24 protein-coding genes are annotated in these 16697 nt (G+C 41.7%); 21 read left to right on the top strand and 3 right to left on the bottom strand.

Annotation, left to right across the window (positions count from 1 at the left end; all coding sequences use genetic code 11):
- Nucleotides 1-13: 13 nt before the first annotated feature.
- From HC179_RS10370 to HC179_RS10295, 16 genes are all read left to right on the top strand, one after another.
- Nucleotides 14-664 carry an adenylate kinase gene (locus tag HC179_RS10370; protein ID WP_148990107.1) on the top strand — a complete coding sequence of 217 codons (651 nt, stop codon included), beginning with the start codon at nt 14-16 and terminating at the stop codon, nt 662-664.
- Nucleotides 664-1410, top strand: a complete 747-nt coding sequence (gene map, locus HC179_RS10365) for a type I methionyl aminopeptidase (RefSeq protein ID WP_168864264.1) — start codon at nt 664-666, stop codon at nt 1408-1410. The genes HC179_RS10370 and map overlap by 1 nt, the downstream gene beginning before the upstream one ends.
- A 13-nt stretch (nt 1411-1423) precedes the next feature.
- A complete protein-coding gene (locus HC179_RS10360) occupies nt 1424-1738 on the top strand; it encodes a KOW motif-containing protein (RefSeq protein WP_168864263.1) in 315 nt (104 codons plus the stop codon).
- Nucleotides 1738-1956 carry a translation initiation factor IF-1 gene (gene infA, locus HC179_RS10355; RefSeq protein WP_010191517.1) on the top strand — a complete coding sequence of 73 codons (219 nt, stop codon included), beginning with the start codon at nt 1738-1740 and terminating at the stop codon, nt 1954-1956. Before HC179_RS10360 ends, infA begins: the two co-directional genes overlap by 1 nt.
- 41 nt (nt 1957-1997) lie before the next feature.
- Entirely contained in the window at nt 1998-2111 is a 114-nt protein-coding gene (gene rpmJ, locus HC179_RS10350; RefSeq protein ID WP_003156543.1) for a 50S ribosomal protein L36, read from the top strand.
- A gap of 20 nt (nt 2112-2131) precedes the next feature.
- A complete protein-coding gene (gene rpsM / locus HC179_RS10345) occupies nt 2132-2497 on the top strand; it encodes a 30S ribosomal protein S13 (protein ID WP_060666590.1) in 366 nt (121 codons plus the stop codon).
- 29 nt (nt 2498-2526) lie between these two features.
- Nucleotides 2527-2916, top strand: a complete 390-nt coding sequence (gene rpsK / locus HC179_RS10340; protein ID WP_060666589.1) for a 30S ribosomal protein S11 — start codon at nt 2527-2529, stop codon at nt 2914-2916.
- A gap of 172 nt (nt 2917-3088) precedes the next feature.
- A complete protein-coding gene (locus tag HC179_RS10335) occupies nt 3089-4033 on the top strand; it encodes a DNA-directed RNA polymerase subunit alpha (RefSeq protein WP_148990109.1) in 945 nt (314 codons plus the stop codon).
- A gap of 75 nt (nt 4034-4108) precedes the next feature.
- On the top strand, nt 4109-4471 hold the full coding sequence (gene rplQ / locus HC179_RS10330) for a 50S ribosomal protein L17 (RefSeq protein WP_010191541.1): 363 nt from the start codon (nt 4109-4111) through the stop codon (nt 4469-4471).
- A 594-nt stretch (nt 4472-5065) separates the two neighbouring features.
- Complete coding sequence (locus tag HC179_RS10325; protein WP_168864262.1) at nt 5066-5899, top strand: energy-coupling factor ABC transporter ATP-binding protein; 834 nt, start codon at nt 5066-5068, stop codon at nt 5897-5899.
- Nucleotides 5875-6750 carry an energy-coupling factor ABC transporter ATP-binding protein gene (locus HC179_RS10320; protein ID WP_168864261.1) on the top strand — a complete coding sequence of 292 codons (876 nt, stop codon included), beginning with the start codon at nt 5875-5877 and terminating at the stop codon, nt 6748-6750. The genes HC179_RS10325 and HC179_RS10320 overlap by 25 nt, the downstream gene beginning before the upstream one ends.
- Nucleotides 6740-7537, top strand: coding sequence for a CbiQ family ECF transporter T component (locus tag HC179_RS10315; protein WP_168864260.1), 798 nt, complete (start codon nt 6740-6742; stop codon nt 7535-7537). Before HC179_RS10320 ends, HC179_RS10315 begins: the two co-directional genes overlap by 11 nt.
- A 14-nt stretch (nt 7538-7551) precedes the next feature.
- Nucleotides 7552-8298: a tRNA pseudouridine(38-40) synthase TruA gene (gene truA, locus HC179_RS10310; RefSeq protein ID WP_346775136.1), complete on the top strand. Its 747-nt coding sequence runs from the start codon at nt 7552-7554 to the stop codon at nt 8296-8298.
- Nucleotides 8299-8462: 164 nt separating this feature from the next.
- Complete coding sequence (rplM, locus tag HC179_RS10305; protein ID WP_060666583.1) at nt 8463-8900, top strand: 50S ribosomal protein L13; 438 nt, start codon at nt 8463-8465, stop codon at nt 8898-8900.
- 20 nt (nt 8901-8920) lie between these two features.
- Nucleotides 8921-9313: a 30S ribosomal protein S9 gene (rpsI, locus tag HC179_RS10300; protein WP_060666582.1), complete on the top strand. Its 393-nt coding sequence runs from the start codon at nt 8921-8923 to the stop codon at nt 9311-9313.
- Nucleotides 9314-9523: 210 nt separating this feature from the next.
- A complete protein-coding gene (locus HC179_RS10295; protein WP_168864258.1) occupies nt 9524-10546 on the top strand; it encodes a hypothetical protein in 1023 nt (340 codons plus the stop codon).
- 76 nt (nt 10547-10622) lie between these two features.
- Here HC179_RS10295 and HC179_RS10290 read toward each other — a convergent pair whose 3' ends face one another.
- Entirely contained in the window at nt 10623-11108 is a 486-nt protein-coding gene (locus HC179_RS10290; RefSeq protein ID WP_168864257.1) for a hypothetical protein, read from the bottom strand.
- A 189-nt stretch (nt 11109-11297) separates the two neighbouring features.
- Here HC179_RS10290 and HC179_RS10285 point away from each other — a divergent pair, with 189 nt between their 5' ends.
- The 3 genes from HC179_RS10285 (at nt 11298) to HC179_RS10275 (ending at nt 13691) form a co-directional block, all read left to right on the top strand.
- Nucleotides 11298-11738, top strand: a complete 441-nt coding sequence (locus HC179_RS10285) for a YbaK family protein (RefSeq protein ID WP_168864256.1) — start codon at nt 11298-11300, stop codon at nt 11736-11738.
- Between the two features lie 62 nt (nt 11739-11800).
- Nucleotides 11801-12523: an N-acetylmuramoyl-L-alanine amidase CwlD gene (gene cwlD, locus HC179_RS10280; protein WP_168864255.1), complete on the top strand. Its 723-nt coding sequence runs from the start codon at nt 11801-11803 to the stop codon at nt 12521-12523.
- Nucleotides 12524-12644: 121 nt separating this feature from the next.
- Nucleotides 12645-13691, top strand: a complete 1047-nt coding sequence (locus HC179_RS10275; protein WP_168864254.1) for an Mrp/NBP35 family ATP-binding protein — start codon at nt 12645-12647, stop codon at nt 13689-13691.
- A 43-nt stretch (nt 13692-13734) separates the two neighbouring features.
- Here the strand turns inward: HC179_RS10275 and gerD are convergent, their stop codons facing one another.
- The gene (gene gerD / locus HC179_RS10270) at nt 13735-14358 is read right to left on the bottom strand and encodes a spore germination lipoprotein GerD (RefSeq protein WP_277351317.1); all 624 of its coding nucleotides are present in this window, start codon (nt 14356-14358) and stop codon (nt 13735-13737) included.
- 157 nt (nt 14359-14515) lie between these two features.
- On the opposite strand from gerD, the gene HC179_RS10265 reads away from it, so the two are divergent.
- A complete protein-coding gene (locus HC179_RS10265) occupies nt 14516-15118 on the top strand; it encodes a KinB-signaling pathway activation protein (RefSeq protein WP_168864252.1) in 603 nt (200 codons plus the stop codon).
- A 44-nt stretch (nt 15119-15162) separates the two neighbouring features.
- Here HC179_RS10265 and pdaB read toward each other — a convergent pair whose 3' ends face one another.
- Entirely contained in the window at nt 15163-15927 is a 765-nt protein-coding gene (gene pdaB, locus HC179_RS10260) for a polysaccharide deacetylase family sporulation protein PdaB (RefSeq protein ID WP_168864251.1), read from the bottom strand.
- Between the two features lie 142 nt (nt 15928-16069).
- On the opposite strand from pdaB, the gene HC179_RS10255 reads away from it, so the two are divergent.
- Nucleotides 16070-16306: a hypothetical protein gene (locus HC179_RS10255; protein WP_148990121.1), complete on the top strand. Its 237-nt coding sequence runs from the start codon at nt 16070-16072 to the stop codon at nt 16304-16306.
- Nucleotides 16307-16697 lie beyond the last annotated feature (391 nt).

Genomic DNA, 16697 nt, shown 5'->3' with positions numbered 1-16697 from the left:
AGGGGGCAAAAAGATGAATTTAGTTCTAATGGGACTTCCGGGTGCCGGTAAAGGTACTCAAGCAGAACGAATTGTCGAAAAGTACAATATCCCTCATATCTCTACAGGAGATATGTTTCGTGCTGCTATGAAGGAAGAAACTGAACTAGGCATGAAAGCCAAGTCTTTCATGGATCAAGGTCAGCTTGTTCCGGATGAAGTGACGATCGGTATCGTTCGTGAAAGATTAGAAAAAGAAGATTGCAAAGACGGCTTTCTATTAGACGGTTTCCCAAGAACGGTTCCCCAAGCAGATGCACTTGAGCAGATGCTAGAAGAACTGGGGCGTAAAATTGACTATGTCATCAACGTCAATGTGGACCAAAGCATTCTTATGGAACGTTTAACAGGGCGTCGTATCTGTAAAGATTGCGGAGCTACTTACCACTTAGTATTCAACCCACCTGCAAAGGATGGCGTTTGTGACAAATGTGGAGGAGAGCTTTATCAACGTGCTGATGACAACGAAGAGACAGTGGGTAACCGTCTTGAAGTTAACGTGAAACAATCTAAGCCATTGCTAGACTTCTACGAGTCCAAAGGCTATCTTCGCAACATCAATGGCCAACAAGCGATCGATAAAGTATTCGCTGATATAGAAGAACTTCTTGGAGGTCGTGCGTAATGATTATCTGTAAAACTCCTCGTGAACTTGAGATCATGAGAGAAGCAGGTAGAATTGTCGCTCTGACACACCAAGAATTAAAAAAGCACATTGTACCTGGTGTAACAACGAAGCAATTGGATGATATTGCTGAGAAATTCATCCGCAAACATGATGCAATTCCTTCGTTTAAGGGGTATAATGGTTTTCGCGGAAGCATCTGCGCTTCTGTTAATGAAGAACTTGTTCATGGTATTCCCAGCGATCGTGTTTTAAAAGACGGAGATATCATTAGCATAGATATTGGTGCTAAGTATAATGGTTACCACGGTGACTCCGCTTGGACGTATGCTGTTGGTAACATATCCGATGAAACAAAGCGATTACTTGAAGTCACGGAACAATCATTGTATGAAGGCATCAAGGAAGTAAAACCGGGCGCTCGTCTCTCTGATGTATCCCATGCGATTCAAACGTATGCGGAAGCACACGATTTTTCGATTGTGAGAGAGTATGTAGGGCATGGAATTGGTCAAGACTTACATGAAGACCCACAAATTCCTCATTATGGACCTCCTAATAAAGGTCCACGGTTAAAACCTGGTATGGTTCTTGCAATTGAACCAATGGTCAATGCAGGCACCCGCTACGTAAAAACGCTAGCAGATGACTGGACTGTTGTTACTGTTGACGGTAAAATGTGTGCTCATTTTGAACATACGGTCGCTATTACAGAAACAGGCTACGAGATCTTAACAAAAGCCTAAGAGGTGATATTGCTTGATCGAATCTGATTCGACTTTGCAAGTAGGCCAAATTGTTTCGATTACTCAAGGCAGAGATGCCGGACAGTATGCCGTAATTATTAAAATTCTTGATGAGCGTTTTGTCGTCCTAGCGGATGGAGACAAGCGGAAGTTTGACCGCCCAAAGAAAAAGAACATTCATCATCTTGAATTTTTTGATTACGTGTCTCCAGAAGTTCAGAACAGTATGAAGGAAACAGGCCGTGTGACAAATGGAAAGCTGCGCTTTGCACTGACCAAGTTTGTCAATGAGCTTGTTACTGATTTGAAGAAGGGAGAACTTAATTAATGGCGAAAGACGATGTAATTGAAGTAGAAGGTACGGTCATTGAGACTTTACCAAATGCTATGTTTAAAGTAGAATTGGAAAATGGTCATACTGTGTTGGCTCATGTATCTGGGAAAATACGTATGCACTTTATTCGAATCCTACCAGGAGATAAAGTAACGGTGGAGCTTTCTCCATACGATTTAACACGCGGTAGAATTACGTATCGTTTTAAATAAACCTATTTTAGCACTCCGTACTATCAGGGAGGTAATATAAGATGAAAGTGAGACCATCTGTTAAGCCGATCTGCGAAAAATGTAAAGTTATTCGTAGAAAAGGCAAAGTCATGGTTATTTGTGAAAACCCGAAACACAAACAAAAACAAGGATAACTTGAGGGAGGTGCGCATATATGGCACGTATTGCTGGTGTTGATGTTCCTCGCGACAAGCGCGTTGTAATTTCATTAACATACATTTTCGGTATTGGTCGTTCTACAGCTGAGAAAGTATTGGCTGAAGCTGGTGTTTCTGAAGAAACTCGCGTTCGCGACTTAACGGAAGAAGAATTAGGAAAGATTCGTGACATCGTAGACAAAATTAAAGTTGAGGGAGACCTTCGTCGTGAAGTATCTCTAAACATTAAGCGTCTAATCGAGATCGGTTGCTACCGTGGTCTTCGTCACCGTCGTGGTTTACCGGTTCGCGGTCAAAACACTAAAAACAACGCTCGTACACGTAAAGGACCTCGTCGTACTGTAGCAAACAAAAAGAAATAATTTTAAGTAAGTAAGGAGGTAAGTTAAATATGGCACGCAAAACTAATACACGTAAACGCCGTGTGAAAAAGAATATTGAAACTGGTATCGCGCATATCCGTTCTACATTCAATAACACAATCGTAACGATTACTGACTCTCACGGAAATGCAATTGGGTGGTCTAGTGCAGGTGCTCTTGGCTTCAGAGGTTCTCGTAAATCTACTCCATTCGCAGCACAAATGGCAGCTGAAACAGCAGCTAAAGCTTGCATGGAGCACGGTTTGAAAACTCTTGAAGTTACAGTTAAAGGCCCTGGTGCTGGTCGTGAAGCAGCAATTCGTGCTTTACAAGCAGCTGGTCTTGAAGTAACTGCGATCAGAGACGTAACCCCAGTACCTCATAACGGTTGCCGTCCACCAAAACGTCGCCGTGTTTAATTTGTCTGTATAGATTTTGTATACATGTCAATAATGGCTGATGATACAGTTTAAAAATATACAGAGATAATTAAATGTTGTTGTTGTGCACAATCGGGACATACCTATGGGGAATTTCGGTAAGACATTATATGTCTTTCCGGGGTTTCGACGTTTTGAAGGAGGGTTATGAATGTTAGAAATCGAAAAACCAAAAATCGAAACGGTTGAAATCAGCGATGACGCCAACTATGGTAAATTCGTCGTCGAGCCACTTGAGCGTGGATATGGAACAACTTTGGGTAACTCCTTACGTCGTATTCTTTTATCCTCACTTCCTGGTGCCGCTGTAACATCTATCCAAATAGATGGTGTACTGCATGAGTTCTCAACAATTGAAGGCGTCGTTGAAGATGTTACAACAGTTATTTTGAACGTTAAGAAGCTAGCATTAAAAATCTATTCAGATGATGAGAAGACGTTAGAGATTGATGTCCAAGGTGAAGGTGCTGTAACAGCTGCTGACATTACACATGACAGCGATGTTGAAATCCTTAACCCTGACCTTCATATCGCAACGTTAGCGAAGGACGCTCACCTGCGTATCCGTTTCACTGCAAAACGCGGTCGTGGATATGTACCAGCGGACGGAAACAAACGTGAAGATCAACCGATCGGTGTTATTCCGATTGACTCCATTTTCACTCCAGTTTCTCGTGTTTCTTATTATGTTGAAAATACACGTGTAGGCCAAGTCTCTAACTATGACAAGCTTACATTAGATGTATGGACAGATGGTAGTAACGGTCCACAAGAAGCAGTAGCACTTGGGGCAAAGATTTTAACTGAACACTTAAATATATTTGTAGGTCTAACAGATGAAGCGCAGAACGCTGAAATCATGGTAGAAAAAGAAGAAGATCAGAAAGAAAAAGTTCTAGAGATGACTATCGAAGAATTAGATCTATCTGTTCGTTCTTACAACTGCCTGAAGCGTGCTGGCATCAACACTGTTCAAGAGCTTGCAAATAAGACAGAAGAAGATATGATGAAAGTTCGTAACTTAGGCCGTAAATCTTTAGAAGAAGTCAAGCATAAATTAGAAGAGCTTGGTCTTGGCCTGCGTAAAGATGACTAGTTTTTACTTGGAAAACTAGGCATCTTTATGTGTTTGAACGTTTCATGACTTTCTACAGAAGGAGGGAACATCAACATGGGATACAGAAAATTAGGTCGTACTAGCGCACAGCGTAAAGCAATGTTACGTGACTTGACTACTGACTTGATCATCAGCGAGCGCATTGAAACTACAGAAGCACGTGCGAAAGAATTGCGTTCTTTAGTAGAAAAAATGATTACTCTTGGTAAGCGTGGTGACTTACACGCTCGTCGTCAAGCAGCTTCTTACGTTCGTCATGAAGTAGCGAACGCAGAAACTGGTCAAGACGCAGTTCAAAAGTTATTCGCTGATATCGCTCCACGTTATGAAGAGCGTCAAGGTGGATACACTCGTATCATGAAACTTGGACCTCGTCGTGGAGACGGAGCTCCAATGGTTATCATTGAACTTGTATAATATATATTAGATGATAGTGGTTTAAAGCGGAGGAAACGATTCTTTGAGCATACTATAGTCAGTCATAAATAAGGGCGGACAGTTGTAATGACTGATCTAAGCCCTTTATTTTTTTGTCCATATATTGAGAGATTCTTGGAACCACCGCTTGTGATTTCCGCACCGGGCTTCGCTTTCCACGGGGCGCTTGGGGAGCCTCCTCGGCTTTGCCTGCAGGGTCTCCCCTAACCGCTACCTCCCGTAGGAGTCTTCGCCCTGTGCTCCAATCACAAGCTATAAATTTCATTGAATATAGGTTTAAAGATTTCCATTTACCTTTATTATTCTGCAATATATGAATTAATTGCAGTACCCCCCTGTTGCTTGGAGTGCAAGGTGTGAGACTCCGGCGGGGGAGAAAAGGTTGGTTGAGACCCCTGAAGCGTTGTGAGGAGGCTCAAGCACCTTCCCGCGGAAAGCGAACACCTGGAGCGAAAGCAACAAGGGAGTAAAACCAGTTCTATAATCAACAGCGGTGTTAGTAGAGTTCTTTTGAGTTGAAAGGCTATAATAGAGAGAGTCAGTTAAGCGGAGAAGAGAGGAGTTGTATTTTCGATGGCCATCTTAGAAGTGAAGGGTTTGTCCTTCCGCTACGCAAACCAAGAAGAGAATACGTTAAAGAATATTAACCTAAAAGTGGAACAAGGAGAATGGACCGCCATCGTTGGCCATAACGGCTCAGGCAAATCCACATTGGCTAGAATCCTAAACGGCCTGCAACTTCCGACAGAAGGATCTGTTACAGTGCAGGGAACAAAGTTAGCAGAAGAGACGATTTGGGACATTAGAAGACAGGTGGGAATGGTCTTCCAAAATCCTGATAATCAGTTTGTAGGTTCTACGGTAGAGGACGATGTTGCGTTTGGTTTAGAAAATATTGGCGTCCCCCGTGAAGAAATGATTTCCCGCGTGGCAGAGGGGATTGAAAAAGTAGGGATGGAATCTTTTTTAACCCAAGAGCCACATCAGCTCTCTGGAGGCCAAAAGCAGCGGGTGGCGATTGCAGGCTTAATTGCGCTGCGACCATCCATCATCATTTTGGATGAAGCTACAAGCATGCTCGATCCTGTTGGACGGAAAGAAGTTATTGATACAATAGAAGAGCTCAGACAACAGGTGGGAGTAACGGTTATATCCATTACCCATGATCTGGAAGAGGCGGCAAGAGCAGACCGAATCATTGTATTGAACGCTGGAGAAGTGTTTGGCGAAGGAACACCCGAGGAAGTTTTTCGAATGGGAGATAAGCTTGTGGAGATAGGTCTTGATTTGCCTTTTCCTATCATTTTGGCAAATAAACTGCAGCAGTTGGGTGTGGAGTTTGATACAGACCCGACCAATAGGGAAAGGCTGATGAATGAGTTATGCAAATTACAATCAAAGATTTAGAGCATCGCTATCAGCTGAATACTCCCTTTGAAAGGGTCGCGCTTTATGATGTAGATATGATGATTCCTGAATACTCCTATACCGCCATTATTGGCCATACAGGGTCCGGAAAGTCTACTTTGTTGCAACATCTTAATGGCCTGTTAAGACCTACGAGTGGGAGCATTCAAGTTGGAGATATCACCTTACATGCGAATAAAAAAGAAAAGAACATTAAGGCCCTGCGTAAAAAGGTAGGAATTGTTTTTCAATTCCCGGAGCACCAGTTGTTTGATGAAACTGTGGAGAAGGATGTTTGTTTTGGTCCGCTTAATTTTGGCGTTCCTGAAGAGGAAGCAAAAAGGCGGGCCAGAGAGGCACTTAAGCTTGTCGGTCTGCCAGATAGATATCTCGAATCTTCTCCGTTTGATTTAAGTGGGGGGCAGATGCGTCGGGTTGCCATTGCCGGGGTGCTTGCGATGCAACCGGAAGTCCTTGTACTGGATGAACCGACAGCTGGTCTCGATCCACGAGGACGTAAAGAAATCATGGACCTTTTTTATAAATTGCATAAAGAGCAGAACCTTACCACCATCTTAGTCACACACAGCATGGAGGATGCGGCAAAGTACGCAGATTCGATTGTGGTCATGAATAAAGGGACCGTTGGGTTAAAAGGGACACCAAGGGAAATATTCAGCCAGGCAGAGGAAATTAAGAAACTTGGGCTGGACGTTCCAGAGACGGTTTTGTTTATGAAAGAGCTGGGTTCGCGTTTGAATTTAGAATTCAGTGAAGTGTGTTTGACAGTTGAAGAAGTGGCAGAAGCGATCGCCTCCCGTTTGAAAAAGGGGGATGAGGGTGATGAATAATTTGATAATCGGTCGTTATGTGCCGGGTACCTCTCTTGTTCACCGGATGGATCCGAGAGCAAAATTGCTGCTTGTCTTTATTTTCGTCATGGTTGTGTTTCTTGCCAATAATGTTTGGGGCTATGCCTTGCTTGCTGCCTTTACATTGACCATCGTGTTGCTTACCAGAATACCGGTTCCTTTTATATTAAAAGGATTGAAGCCAATTCTCTGGATCATTATTTTTACCATGCTTTTTCATGTTTTTTTAACAAAAGAGGGCAATTTGCTCTTTGAAGTAGGTTTTATTGAAGTGTACGAAGAAGGCATCATTCAGGCTATCTTTATATCTTTGCGTTTTTTATTCTTGATTACGATCACCACCATCCTTACCTTGACCACTACACCAATTGAGGTGACTGACGGGATGGAGACGTTATTTGGACCGTTTAAAAAGATAGGGGTCCCTGTACATGAACTAGCGCTTATGATGTCAATTTCTTTGCGATTCATTCCAACCTTGATGCAGGAAACGGACAAGATTATGAAGGCGCAGAGTGCGAGAGGTGCAGACTTCACTGTAGGACCTCTGAAAGAGCGTGTTAAGGCATTGGTGCCTTTGCTTGTCCCATTGTTCATCAGTGCGTTTAAACGCGCGGAGGAGCTTGCTACGGCGATGGAAGCACGAGGGTATAGAGGCGGCGAAGGAAGAACGAAATTCCGTCTGCTAGAATGGCAGTGGAAAGACACTTTGTTGTTGGTGACGTTGGCTATCCTTACGTTTATCTTAGTTCTTATTCGAACATAATGGAGTTAGATATGATGAATAGATTGAAATGTACCCTAACCTATGACGGGGCACAGTTTGAAGGTTATCAGATTCAAAAGGAAAAGCGTACGGTTCAGCTGGAGGTCCAGAAGGCATTGTCTCGAATCCATAAAGGGAAGGAGATAAAGGTTTCCGCTTCAGGCCGCACCGATGCAGGTGTTCACGCCGTAGGTCAAGTATTGCACTATGATTCTCCTTTAACGATTCCTGAGGCAGCCTGGCAGAAGGCACTGAATGCTCATTTGCCCAAAGATATTTGGGTGAAGAGAGTGGAGTCTGTCTCAGGGGATTTTCACGCGCGTTTTGATGTTGTAAAAAAGGAGTACCGTTACAAGGTGAGCCTGGCAAAGGACTTTAATGTGTTTGACCGAGACCAAGTGTTTCACTACCCTTACCCGTTAGATTTAAAAGCTGTTAAGGAGGCGTGTGGGCATTTTATTGGAGAACACGACTTCACCAGCTTCTGTTCTGCAAAAACGGAAGTGGAGGATAAGGTGAGGTTCATTTACTCGCTTGATGTAGAGTTGAATGGGGAGGAGCTTGTGTTCCGCATTGTCGGCAACGGCTTTTTATATAACATGGTCCGCATCATTGTAGGTACTTTACTGGAAATAGGACAAGGTAAAAAATTACCAAGAGATATTTTTTCAATCCTGGAAGCAAGAGATCGGGGAGCGGCAGGAAAAACGGCACCAGCACACGGTTTATACCTTTGGAACGTGGTTTATGATGACAACTAATCCTGGTGTAACATTTTCTTGACAATATCACAAAAAAGATATAAGATATCACATGGTATGTATTTTAACCCCACGATCAAGCCCCGGAAGAGTTTCATCGTGTTGAATAAAATATATGAAGAAATGAAAAATAAAAGGTTTATTTTTTTTAGGAGGGAAATTTAATGCGTACAACGTTTATGGCGAAAGCTAGCGAAGTAAATCGTAAATGGTACGTGGTTGACGCTGAAGGTCAAACTTTAGGTCGTCTTGCAAGTGAAGTTGCATCCATTTTACGTGGTAAACATAAACCAACTTTTACTCCAAACGTAGACACTGGAGATCATGTAATCATCATCAATGCAGAAAAAATCCACTTAACTGGTAACAAGTTGAACGGTAAGATCTACTACCGTCACACAATGCACCCAGGTGGACTTAAACAAAGAACGGCTTTGGAAATGCGTACTAACTATCCTACAAAGATGTTAGAACTAGCAATCAAAGGCATGCTTCCAAAAGGAAGTCTTGGACGTCAGCAAGCTAAAAAATTGAATGTGTATGCTGGAAGCGAGCATCCACACCAAGCACAACAACCTGAAGTTTACGAACTTCGCGGTTAATTAATAAGGAGGGTATAACTTTGGCACAAGTACAATACTACGGCACAGGTCGTCGTAAAAGCTCCGTTGCACGTGTACGTCTAGTTCCTGGTAACGGACAAATCGTGATCAACGATCGTGATATCGAAAACTACATCCCATTCGAAGCTCTACGTAACGTTGTTAAACAACCATTGGCAGTTACTGAAACAGAAGGTAACTACGATGTATTAGTAAACGTTGACGGTGGAGGATACACTGGTCAAGCTGGTGCGATCCGTCACGGAATCGCTCGTGCATTATTACAAGCTGATCCTGAGTTCCGTGCTTCTTTAAAGCGTGCAGGTCTTCTGACTCGTGACGCGCGTATGAAAGAGCGTAAAAAATACGGACTTAAGGGCGCTCGTCGTGCACCTCAGTTCTCAAAACGTTAATTTTCAATTTCGAAAAACCCCTGGCCTATACGGTCAAGGGTTTTTTTTATGCTGCTAACCTCCACCTATACAGTCCTACTTTACATATCCCCATCAGATCATCTTTGTTGAATGAACCGTCCGTTAAGAATTTCTGTATTGTCTATATAGGTATATAACCATAGCATGTCTATATGGTGTGCATACACTGTAAGGAAAGGTGGTGAAATAATGGGACATTGTAGTAAGTGCTTCCAACATTCAGATAAATGCTGCTGTTCCTTCAAGAGCCAGAAGTCGGAGCAAGATCAATGTCAAGTTCAGATTCCTGTTCAAGTTCAGGATAGTGAGGCAACTCCTGTACAAGAAGGACAGGTGGTTATCCAAGATGGTCCAGAGGCTACTCAAAATGCATTTCAAGGTCCTCAAAATCAACTTCAAAGACATGGAAATCAAAGAAATGGAGATCAGACAAATGAAGGGCATACCAATATCTCTCCGTTACAAAATAATCAGTCCATTTCGACACCTATCGATGTTAGTGGAGTAAATGTAAATGTAAAGTGTGGTGATTTTATGCCTTTTCCGTACCCATTCCCATTCCCGGTGCATAAATGCAATTGCTGCCCGGATTCCCCGTTTTGTACAAAATCCTTTGATAATAAAGACTGTAGAAAAGACAAGAGAAAATCCAAAGAGTGTGACTGTTGTACTGAAGCACTCTCGGAATTTTTATGCTTTGTAAGAGACACACAACGTTCATTAGATGTAGAAGAGGGCGTTGACATTTATTTAGCAAGTGCTACAGGGTTAGGTAATCCTATAGTCGACCAAGTAATAACAGATGTAGAAAGCTGTTGCCTCATTAGATTTCGTGAAGAAGGAGAAACAGGGCCGATAACGGCTGCACAGTTATGTAAGGTTGCGGGGATAAGTGTGACAGAAGATGAACCTCCAGGGGAGTTATTCACTTTGATACAGGATTATATCAACAATCTGAATGCAGGTTGCTCACAAGATAAAGGGAAATGTGACTGCTCTTGTTGTGCAAATGCCATTGGAGAAGAATTGGATGCTGCCCGTAGATTTCCCCAACAGTTAACGGCTGAACTTTTCATTAATGGGGTAGATGCAGAATTAGCAGAATTGACGGTGCTTCTTGTGAAAGACTGCCTAGTTTATCTAACAAATACCACTGAGGACACAATATATGTTTTTTCACTTTGTGCAATTACTGCGGTTTCAGTGAGTTAAAGGCTTAAAAAAGAGGGGCTAGAATTACGAAGCCTCTCTTTTTTATGAGGAAATGGGCGTTTTTTGCCGGTTATTCTTACTTATTGTCCTCATCTTTATCTTCTGCTGGTTCGTCCTCGTTCACTGTCACGTTCACTGTTACATTTAAATCGTTTATAAAATCATCTTTCATTTCACTGAAATCCTTAATGAGGGACAAGCTCATTTCTTTCATGTCGTTTAGGAGTTTTTCTAAAGCTTCGCCACTTAAAGGTGTACTTTCTCCTCTTTGAACTTGTATCTGAGGCCCGTTGCCATTTCCTGAAGTGGTTTGACTATTTGTCTGGATATTATTATCTTTCATGTCTTTTCTCATCCGCTTAAGATTTTGTTTTAGCGTATTCATTTCGGCTTTTAAAGAAGCTTTAAACTCTCTTAATGTGTTTTCATCCATCTCATTTGTTGTCACAGAAACATTTTTAATATTGGTTTGTACATTTGCTGACTGCTGATTTTTGCCCGCTTCTTCTGAACTGATGCTATTATCTGAACTATAATAAAGTATAGGTTTTCTTAACATCACTACTATCACCTCCTTTTATGATAATGCTTATATCACTATATGCAGAGATTGTTGCTTGTTCTATGAAATTCCCCCAAAAAAGGCGGATCTCAAATGTCCCAATATCTTACTTGGAAAAACGTACTCATTCTTTGTACGCATGAAAGCCCTCGCCCATTAGGAAACTAATCGGGAAAGGGTGTGAAAGAGATGACTGTAGTAACAACCTTCAAGGAAAAGCGCCGAGAAAAGCAGATGAAATATGAGCGCAAGATGCTGCGTGAAATATCACTCGAGGTTTTACGGACAAAGGTGAAGGATTTTTTCTCGCCATACTTAAAGAATAAAAAGCAGGTAACTGCCATTGAAGAGGGCTGTCTTGATGTAGCGATTGAAGCTTATCTTCTTGGTGCTTCATATAGCAAATTTGGGTATTATGGTGAAAACGCAGAACAGGTGAAAATGCGGTGCCATGTAGAAGAGAAATATTTAATTGATACGTTGTACGATTATTTCTTGTACTGGGGCTCTATCGGTGATAATGACATGGTTCATGAATCCTTTTATATGACATGCGATGCCTTTGTTGATTATTGGTGGCGTGAAGGATTTCAAAAAGGTGAAAAAAGGTACCGCATGAGATTGCACTAATTATCATAAACTTCCCCCTTGTCCCATATAGTGTATAGAGTGGACATGCGGGAGGGGTACATATGCAAAGATGGAAATTCTGGGCTTTTCTAACGGTAATATTAACGGTGACCGCCGTTTTTCAATATCAATTGTTCTCAAAAGATACCTGGGAGCAGTGGAGTCTGCCGTTGAGCGGGAAAATCATCATCCTTGACCCTGGCCACGGTGGACCTGATGGAGGGGCGGTCGGAGGCGATGTTTTAGAAAAAGACGTGGCGCTGGAAGTGTCCCGTTATGTAAAGGATTACCTCCAGGAACAAGGAGCATTGGTACTGATGACTAGGGAAGAGGATGTTGATCTTGCAGATCCTGCGACGAAAGGCTATAGCCGTAGAAAAGTAGAGGACTTGCGAAAGCGCATCGAGATGATCAATGAATCCGACGGCGATCTTTTTCTCAGCATTCACTTAAATGCCATCCCGTCACCAAGATGGAGAGGGGCCCAAACCTTCTATCATGGAACCAAGCATAAGGAAAATGAACGGTTAGCAAAGTTCATCCAAGAAGAGTTCCGGGTCAACCTTGAAAATACAGACCGTTATGCCAAATCCATGAATACACTTTTTATTTTGAAAAACGCTGAAATACCTGGTGCACTAGTAGAAGTTGGATTTTTGTCCAACCCCTCAGAGCGGGCGTTATTGAATACAGAAGAATACCAAAAATCCTTAGCGGCATCCATCTACAATGGAGTGATGCGTCATTATACAAATGAACAAGAGCTTCCCGATCCCCCTCAGTAATAAAAAGGGGGATTTTTTATAGGCACATAACGATAAATTCAAGCACTCTATATGTTATACTGAAATTGTAAACGAATTCAATTCTGAAAATAGACTATTATCACATAAGGGTGGGGTCACATTGTTAACAGAAGCTAAAGTAGTACAGTTATTAAAAGATCTACATGATCCGTTTTTACATAGAACATTTGAAGAAACAAACGCTATTCAAGAAATCTCTATTAAGGAAGAAAAAAATCATGTGAGTGTGAAGGTGGCGCTTGCCAAGACTGGTACGGCAGAGCAAATGCAACTGCAAAGTACCATCGTTAATCTTTTAAAAGAAGCGGGAGCGGCTACGGTTGGCCTGCGTTTCATGGAGCTTCCACAAGAGGTTGTCGCGCGTTTTGGTGTAGAAGCTCCTAAAGAGGAAGAAACACTTCTATCCAGTAACAAAACAACCTTCTTAGCCATTGCTTCCGGTAAAGGCGGCGTTGGAAAATCAACTGTATCTGTCAACCTTGCAGTTTCATTGGCGCGACTTGGGAAAAAAGTCGGGTTAATTGATGCAGATATTTATGGATTTAGCGTGCCTGATATGATGGGAATTACAAAACGTCCGGTCGTGCGCGGGGAAAAAATCATCCCGGTGGAACGCTTTGGTGTGCAAGTAATCTCTATGGGCTTTTTTGTGGAGGACAATTCCCCAGTTATCTGGAGAGGCCCGATGCTTGGTAAAATGTTGAACAGCTTCTTTAACGAAGTGGAGTGGGGAGATTTAGACTACCTACTACTAGACTTGCCTCCTGGAACAGGGGATGTTGCGCTTGATGTGCACTCCATGCTTCCGTCCTGTAAAGAATTAATCGTAACAACTCCTCATCCGACAGCAGCATTCGTTGCAGCGAGAGCGGGGGCAATGGCGATTAAAACGGACCATGAAGTAATCGGTGTCATAGAAAACATGGCTTACTTTGAAAGCAAGAAGACAGGTGAAAAAGAATATGTATTTGGAAAAGGTGGAGGAGACAAGCTGGCAGAAGAATTGCAGGCACCACTGCTTGGACAACTTCCACTACAACAGCCTGACTGGAATGACGATGACTTTGCTCCGTCCATCTACCAAGAAGACCATGATCTAGGAAAGATTTATCTAAGCATCGCTTCAAAAGTGGTGGAATTAACGTAATAAATAAAGCAGACCCCGCTATATATGTGGGTCTGCTTGTTTTTTATCCACCTTCTGAACCACCGCCGGATTCCTGTCCACCTTCCGAGCCGCCGCCACCTTCTCCACCGCCCCCTTGTCCTTCTCCGCCTTGCATTTCAGAAGCGGCTTTTAACAATAGGTCCTGTAGCTTGGCTTTAAACAATGGACTTTCGAATGTCTCGGTAATCACTTTCTGTAGATGTTTTTTGTATTCCTGTCCACTCATCACAGTAATCATTTGTTTTTCCATTTCAGGGTCCTGTAAAATTTGAACCATCATAGCCTGATACTCAGGATCCTTCATCAAATCTTTAATGAGTTTCTCATGTTCTTTTTGCATACTCTTAGCAAAAGTTTCAGCAAATTTAGGGTCTTCAAATGCTTTTTTCCAAAATTCCACGCCCTTTTCACTGTCTAGCGTTTGCTCTATCGATTTTGTCACCACTTCCTGATCCAAAACAAAGTTAGCCTTCATCTTATCGTCAGCCATGATTTCTTCAATCGCTTTTTTTCCATCATCTGTTTTTAATATATCTACAACCATTTTTTTTGTTTCGTCGTAATCCATTTGACCGCCTTTTTCACTCTCAGCACAACCAGTAAGAAGGAGGGAAAGAAGGAGGGGCGGCAAAAGGTAGCTTTTCATCAAGAAAACTCCTTCCAACATGTATTTCATACGATTAATATGTGACAAAGTTAATCAAATATACAAATTTACATGGAAAGGATGATGGATTTTTACTGGTTACATTGGTAAAATGAGAACTAGTGTCTTTAATCTGTGTTAAATGGAGGAAAAGAAAGTGAACAGTCGTAATTGGGTTCGATTATTTCTTTCCACGTTACTAGTCGGAGCGGTAACCACCGTTATTGTTGCGTTCATAGTCCGTTGGGATCAACATACAGCACAATTTGCAAATGGAGAATACCTTCAATTCCTCTCCATCATTGCATGGTACATTGGAGTAGGCTTGATATTTAGTATCATCAGTCAAATGGGGTTCTTTGCCTACTTGACGATCCACCGATTTGGCCTGGGTATTTTTAAATCCCTATGGAGTGCCGTACAAGTGGTGCTGATTATTTTCGTTTTATTTGATCTTGTATATTTCCGTTATATATCTTTTGCAAATGAAGGTGATTCCTTACTACCTTATTTCGCGTTTCCAATATTTCTTTTAGTGTACGGCCTGCTTGTAGCCTATGTGAAAAAGACGCAGACCAATAAACACGCATTTATTCCTGCGTTGTTCTTTATGGTTGTGGTAACTACTATTGAATGGTTTCCTGCCCTTAGGGAAAATGAACCGGGATGGCTCCTATTCATGCTCTTTCCTTTATTGGCATGTAACTCCTATCAGCTTCTTTTGTTACACAGATTGAATAAAGTATCTGCGACAAAATAAAAAATGGCGCTTCTCCGTTGTGGAGAGGCGCCATTTTTTTGTAGTTATTGTACTTCCTTGCTTTTCGCTTTGGTGTTATTGATTAATTCGGTGACGCTGCTTATTTCAAACCCTTTATCTTTAATAAATCGAATAATCTCCGGTAAGGCGTCCTCTGTTTGTTTGGCTGAATCAGATGCATGAAGAAGAACGATATCCCCATTGCTCAAATTTTTTGTCACATTATCCACGATAATTTCCTTCCCGGGGTTGATCAGGTCATGTGAATCCACACTCCAATGCACCACGGTAAAACCTAGGGAATTGGCAATCTCCAGTACCCGCTTATCAAAAGCCCCTTTAGGTGGGCGTAGTAAATTAACTTTTTTAACCTCTAGCTTCTCGAATACATCCAAGGATTTTAAGATGTCCCTCTTTACTTTTAAATCTTCAAGGTCCCGGTAATTTTCATACGCATACCCCATGCTACCGATTTCATGTCCATCTTCCACAATTCTTTTTACAATATCAGGGTGCCTCTCCGCCCAAGAAGCAGATAGGAAGAATGTCACACCTGTCACGCCATTTTGTTTCAATAAGTCCAAGATGGGAAGTGCTTTTTCATCACCCCAGCTAATATCAAAGGACAAGGCAACCTCTTTATTACTTCCTTCCCCCTTATATATTGCCCGCGGTCCATCCTTGGTCGAAAACACTGGCTGATTCGAGAAGTTTTCTATATATAAAATCCCTGCAGTGAAGAATGCCGCCAAAATGATGATGGATAATTGCTTGAGCTTTCTTCCGTTTATTACATAGAAATTAGTCATGCTTAGCCCCCTTGTCCACATTATCTATTCTCATAAATATTCAGCAGGACAAATCTTATGCAAAAAATATTTAGGAAAATGTTTCATAAAAACCAGTTTGGTGGAAAAAATACACTATAAAGTATTTTTTAGAGGTGAAGAAATGTTAGGGATGCTGTTAAACAATAAAGAAGTGAAAGAAATGGAATACTTGTTAAAAAGAGAATTAGAAGAACTTTTACACGATTTTGATGATCATCGCATCGATAGAGTGGTAAAGCATGCCATGGAAGAACGCTATCAAATTCTCTACAAAATGTTCACTCGTATCGCGCCGCCCACAGAGTGTATGAAATATATCCGATCCAAAGCTGTCTTTAGGGAAAGAGAATCCTATTAAAGCTATCTAACTAGCCGCAGTAATTGCGGCTTTTTATTTGTCTTTTCAACACTTGTATATAAGAACAAAGTACATCAGAAAAACAAATTAAAAAAACTTTGTAAAAGTAGTTGACGGAAAAAGAAAATCCGTGGTATATTATTATTCGTCGCTGCGAGATACAAAAAAGCTTGCAAGACAAAAAATAAAAAACATGTTGACATCAACTTGGTCAATGTGGTACATTAGAAAAGTCGCTTCTGAGCGATAAGTTGATGAAAATGATCTTTGAAAACTAAACAAAACAACAGCGTCATAACGTCGGTTCTACGGAACACGACAAAATGATTTTAAGTAACACAAGCTAGCAAATTTTGAGCAAAAGCTCAGACTCTTTATTGGAGAGTTTGAT

Origin of the sequence: Bacillus sp. RO1 (assembly GCF_012524115.1) — a bacterium.
GTDB lineage: Bacteria > Bacillota > Bacilli > Bacillales > Bacillaceae_I > Sutcliffiella_A.
This window is presented reverse-complemented; position numbering and strand designations above follow the sequence as displayed.

What these genes read in the sequence shown, in the direction of transcription:
- gerD (WP_277351317.1), bottom strand. Translation starts at nt 14,358, where the DNA reads ATGAAAAGCTACCTTTTGCCGCCCCTCCTTCTTTCCCTCCTTCTTACT.
- HC179_RS10325 (WP_168864262.1), top strand. Translation starts at nt 5,066, where the DNA reads ATGGCCATCTTAGAAGTGAAGGGTTTGTCCTTCCGCTACGCAAACCAA.
- infA (WP_010191517.1), top strand. Translation starts at nt 1,738, where the DNA reads ATGGCGAAAGACGATGTAATTGAAGTAGAAGGTACGGTCATTGAGACT.
- HC179_RS10370 (WP_148990107.1), top strand. Translation starts at nt 14, where the DNA reads ATGAATTTAGTTCTAATGGGACTTCCGGGTGCCGGTAAAGGTACTCAA.
- pdaB (WP_168864251.1), bottom strand. Translation starts at nt 15,927, where the DNA reads ATGACTAATTTCTATGTAATAAACGGAAGAAAGCTCAAGCAATTATCC.
- HC179_RS10255 (WP_148990121.1), top strand. Translation starts at nt 16,070, where the DNA reads ATGTTAGGGATGCTGTTAAACAATAAAGAAGTGAAAGAAATGGAATAC.
- rpsM (WP_060666590.1), top strand. Translation starts at nt 2,132, where the DNA reads ATGGCACGTATTGCTGGTGTTGATGTTCCTCGCGACAAGCGCGTTGTA.
- HC179_RS10285 (WP_168864256.1), top strand. Translation starts at nt 11,298, where the DNA reads ATGACTGTAGTAACAACCTTCAAGGAAAAGCGCCGAGAAAAGCAGATG.
- cwlD (WP_168864255.1), top strand. Translation starts at nt 11,801, where the DNA reads ATGCAAAGATGGAAATTCTGGGCTTTTCTAACGGTAATATTAACGGTG.
- HC179_RS10295 (WP_168864258.1), top strand. Translation starts at nt 9,524, where the DNA reads ATGGGACATTGTAGTAAGTGCTTCCAACATTCAGATAAATGCTGCTGT.
- HC179_RS10335 (WP_148990109.1), top strand. Translation starts at nt 3,089, where the DNA reads ATGTTAGAAATCGAAAAACCAAAAATCGAAACGGTTGAAATCAGCGAT.
- rpsK (WP_060666589.1), top strand. Translation starts at nt 2,527, where the DNA reads ATGGCACGCAAAACTAATACACGTAAACGCCGTGTGAAAAAGAATATT.
- rplM (WP_060666583.1), top strand. Translation starts at nt 8,463, where the DNA reads ATGCGTACAACGTTTATGGCGAAAGCTAGCGAAGTAAATCGTAAATGG.
- map (WP_168864264.1), top strand. Translation starts at nt 664, where the DNA reads ATGATTATCTGTAAAACTCCTCGTGAACTTGAGATCATGAGAGAAGCA.
- truA (WP_346775136.1), top strand. Translation starts at nt 7,552, where the DNA reads ATGAATAGATTGAAATGTACCCTAACCTATGACGGGGCACAGTTTGAA.
- rplQ (WP_010191541.1), top strand. Translation starts at nt 4,109, where the DNA reads ATGGGATACAGAAAATTAGGTCGTACTAGCGCACAGCGTAAAGCAATG.
- HC179_RS10320 (WP_168864261.1), top strand. Translation starts at nt 5,875, where the DNA reads ATGCAAATTACAATCAAAGATTTAGAGCATCGCTATCAGCTGAATACT.
- rpmJ (WP_003156543.1), top strand. Translation starts at nt 1,998, where the DNA reads ATGAAAGTGAGACCATCTGTTAAGCCGATCTGCGAAAAATGTAAAGTT.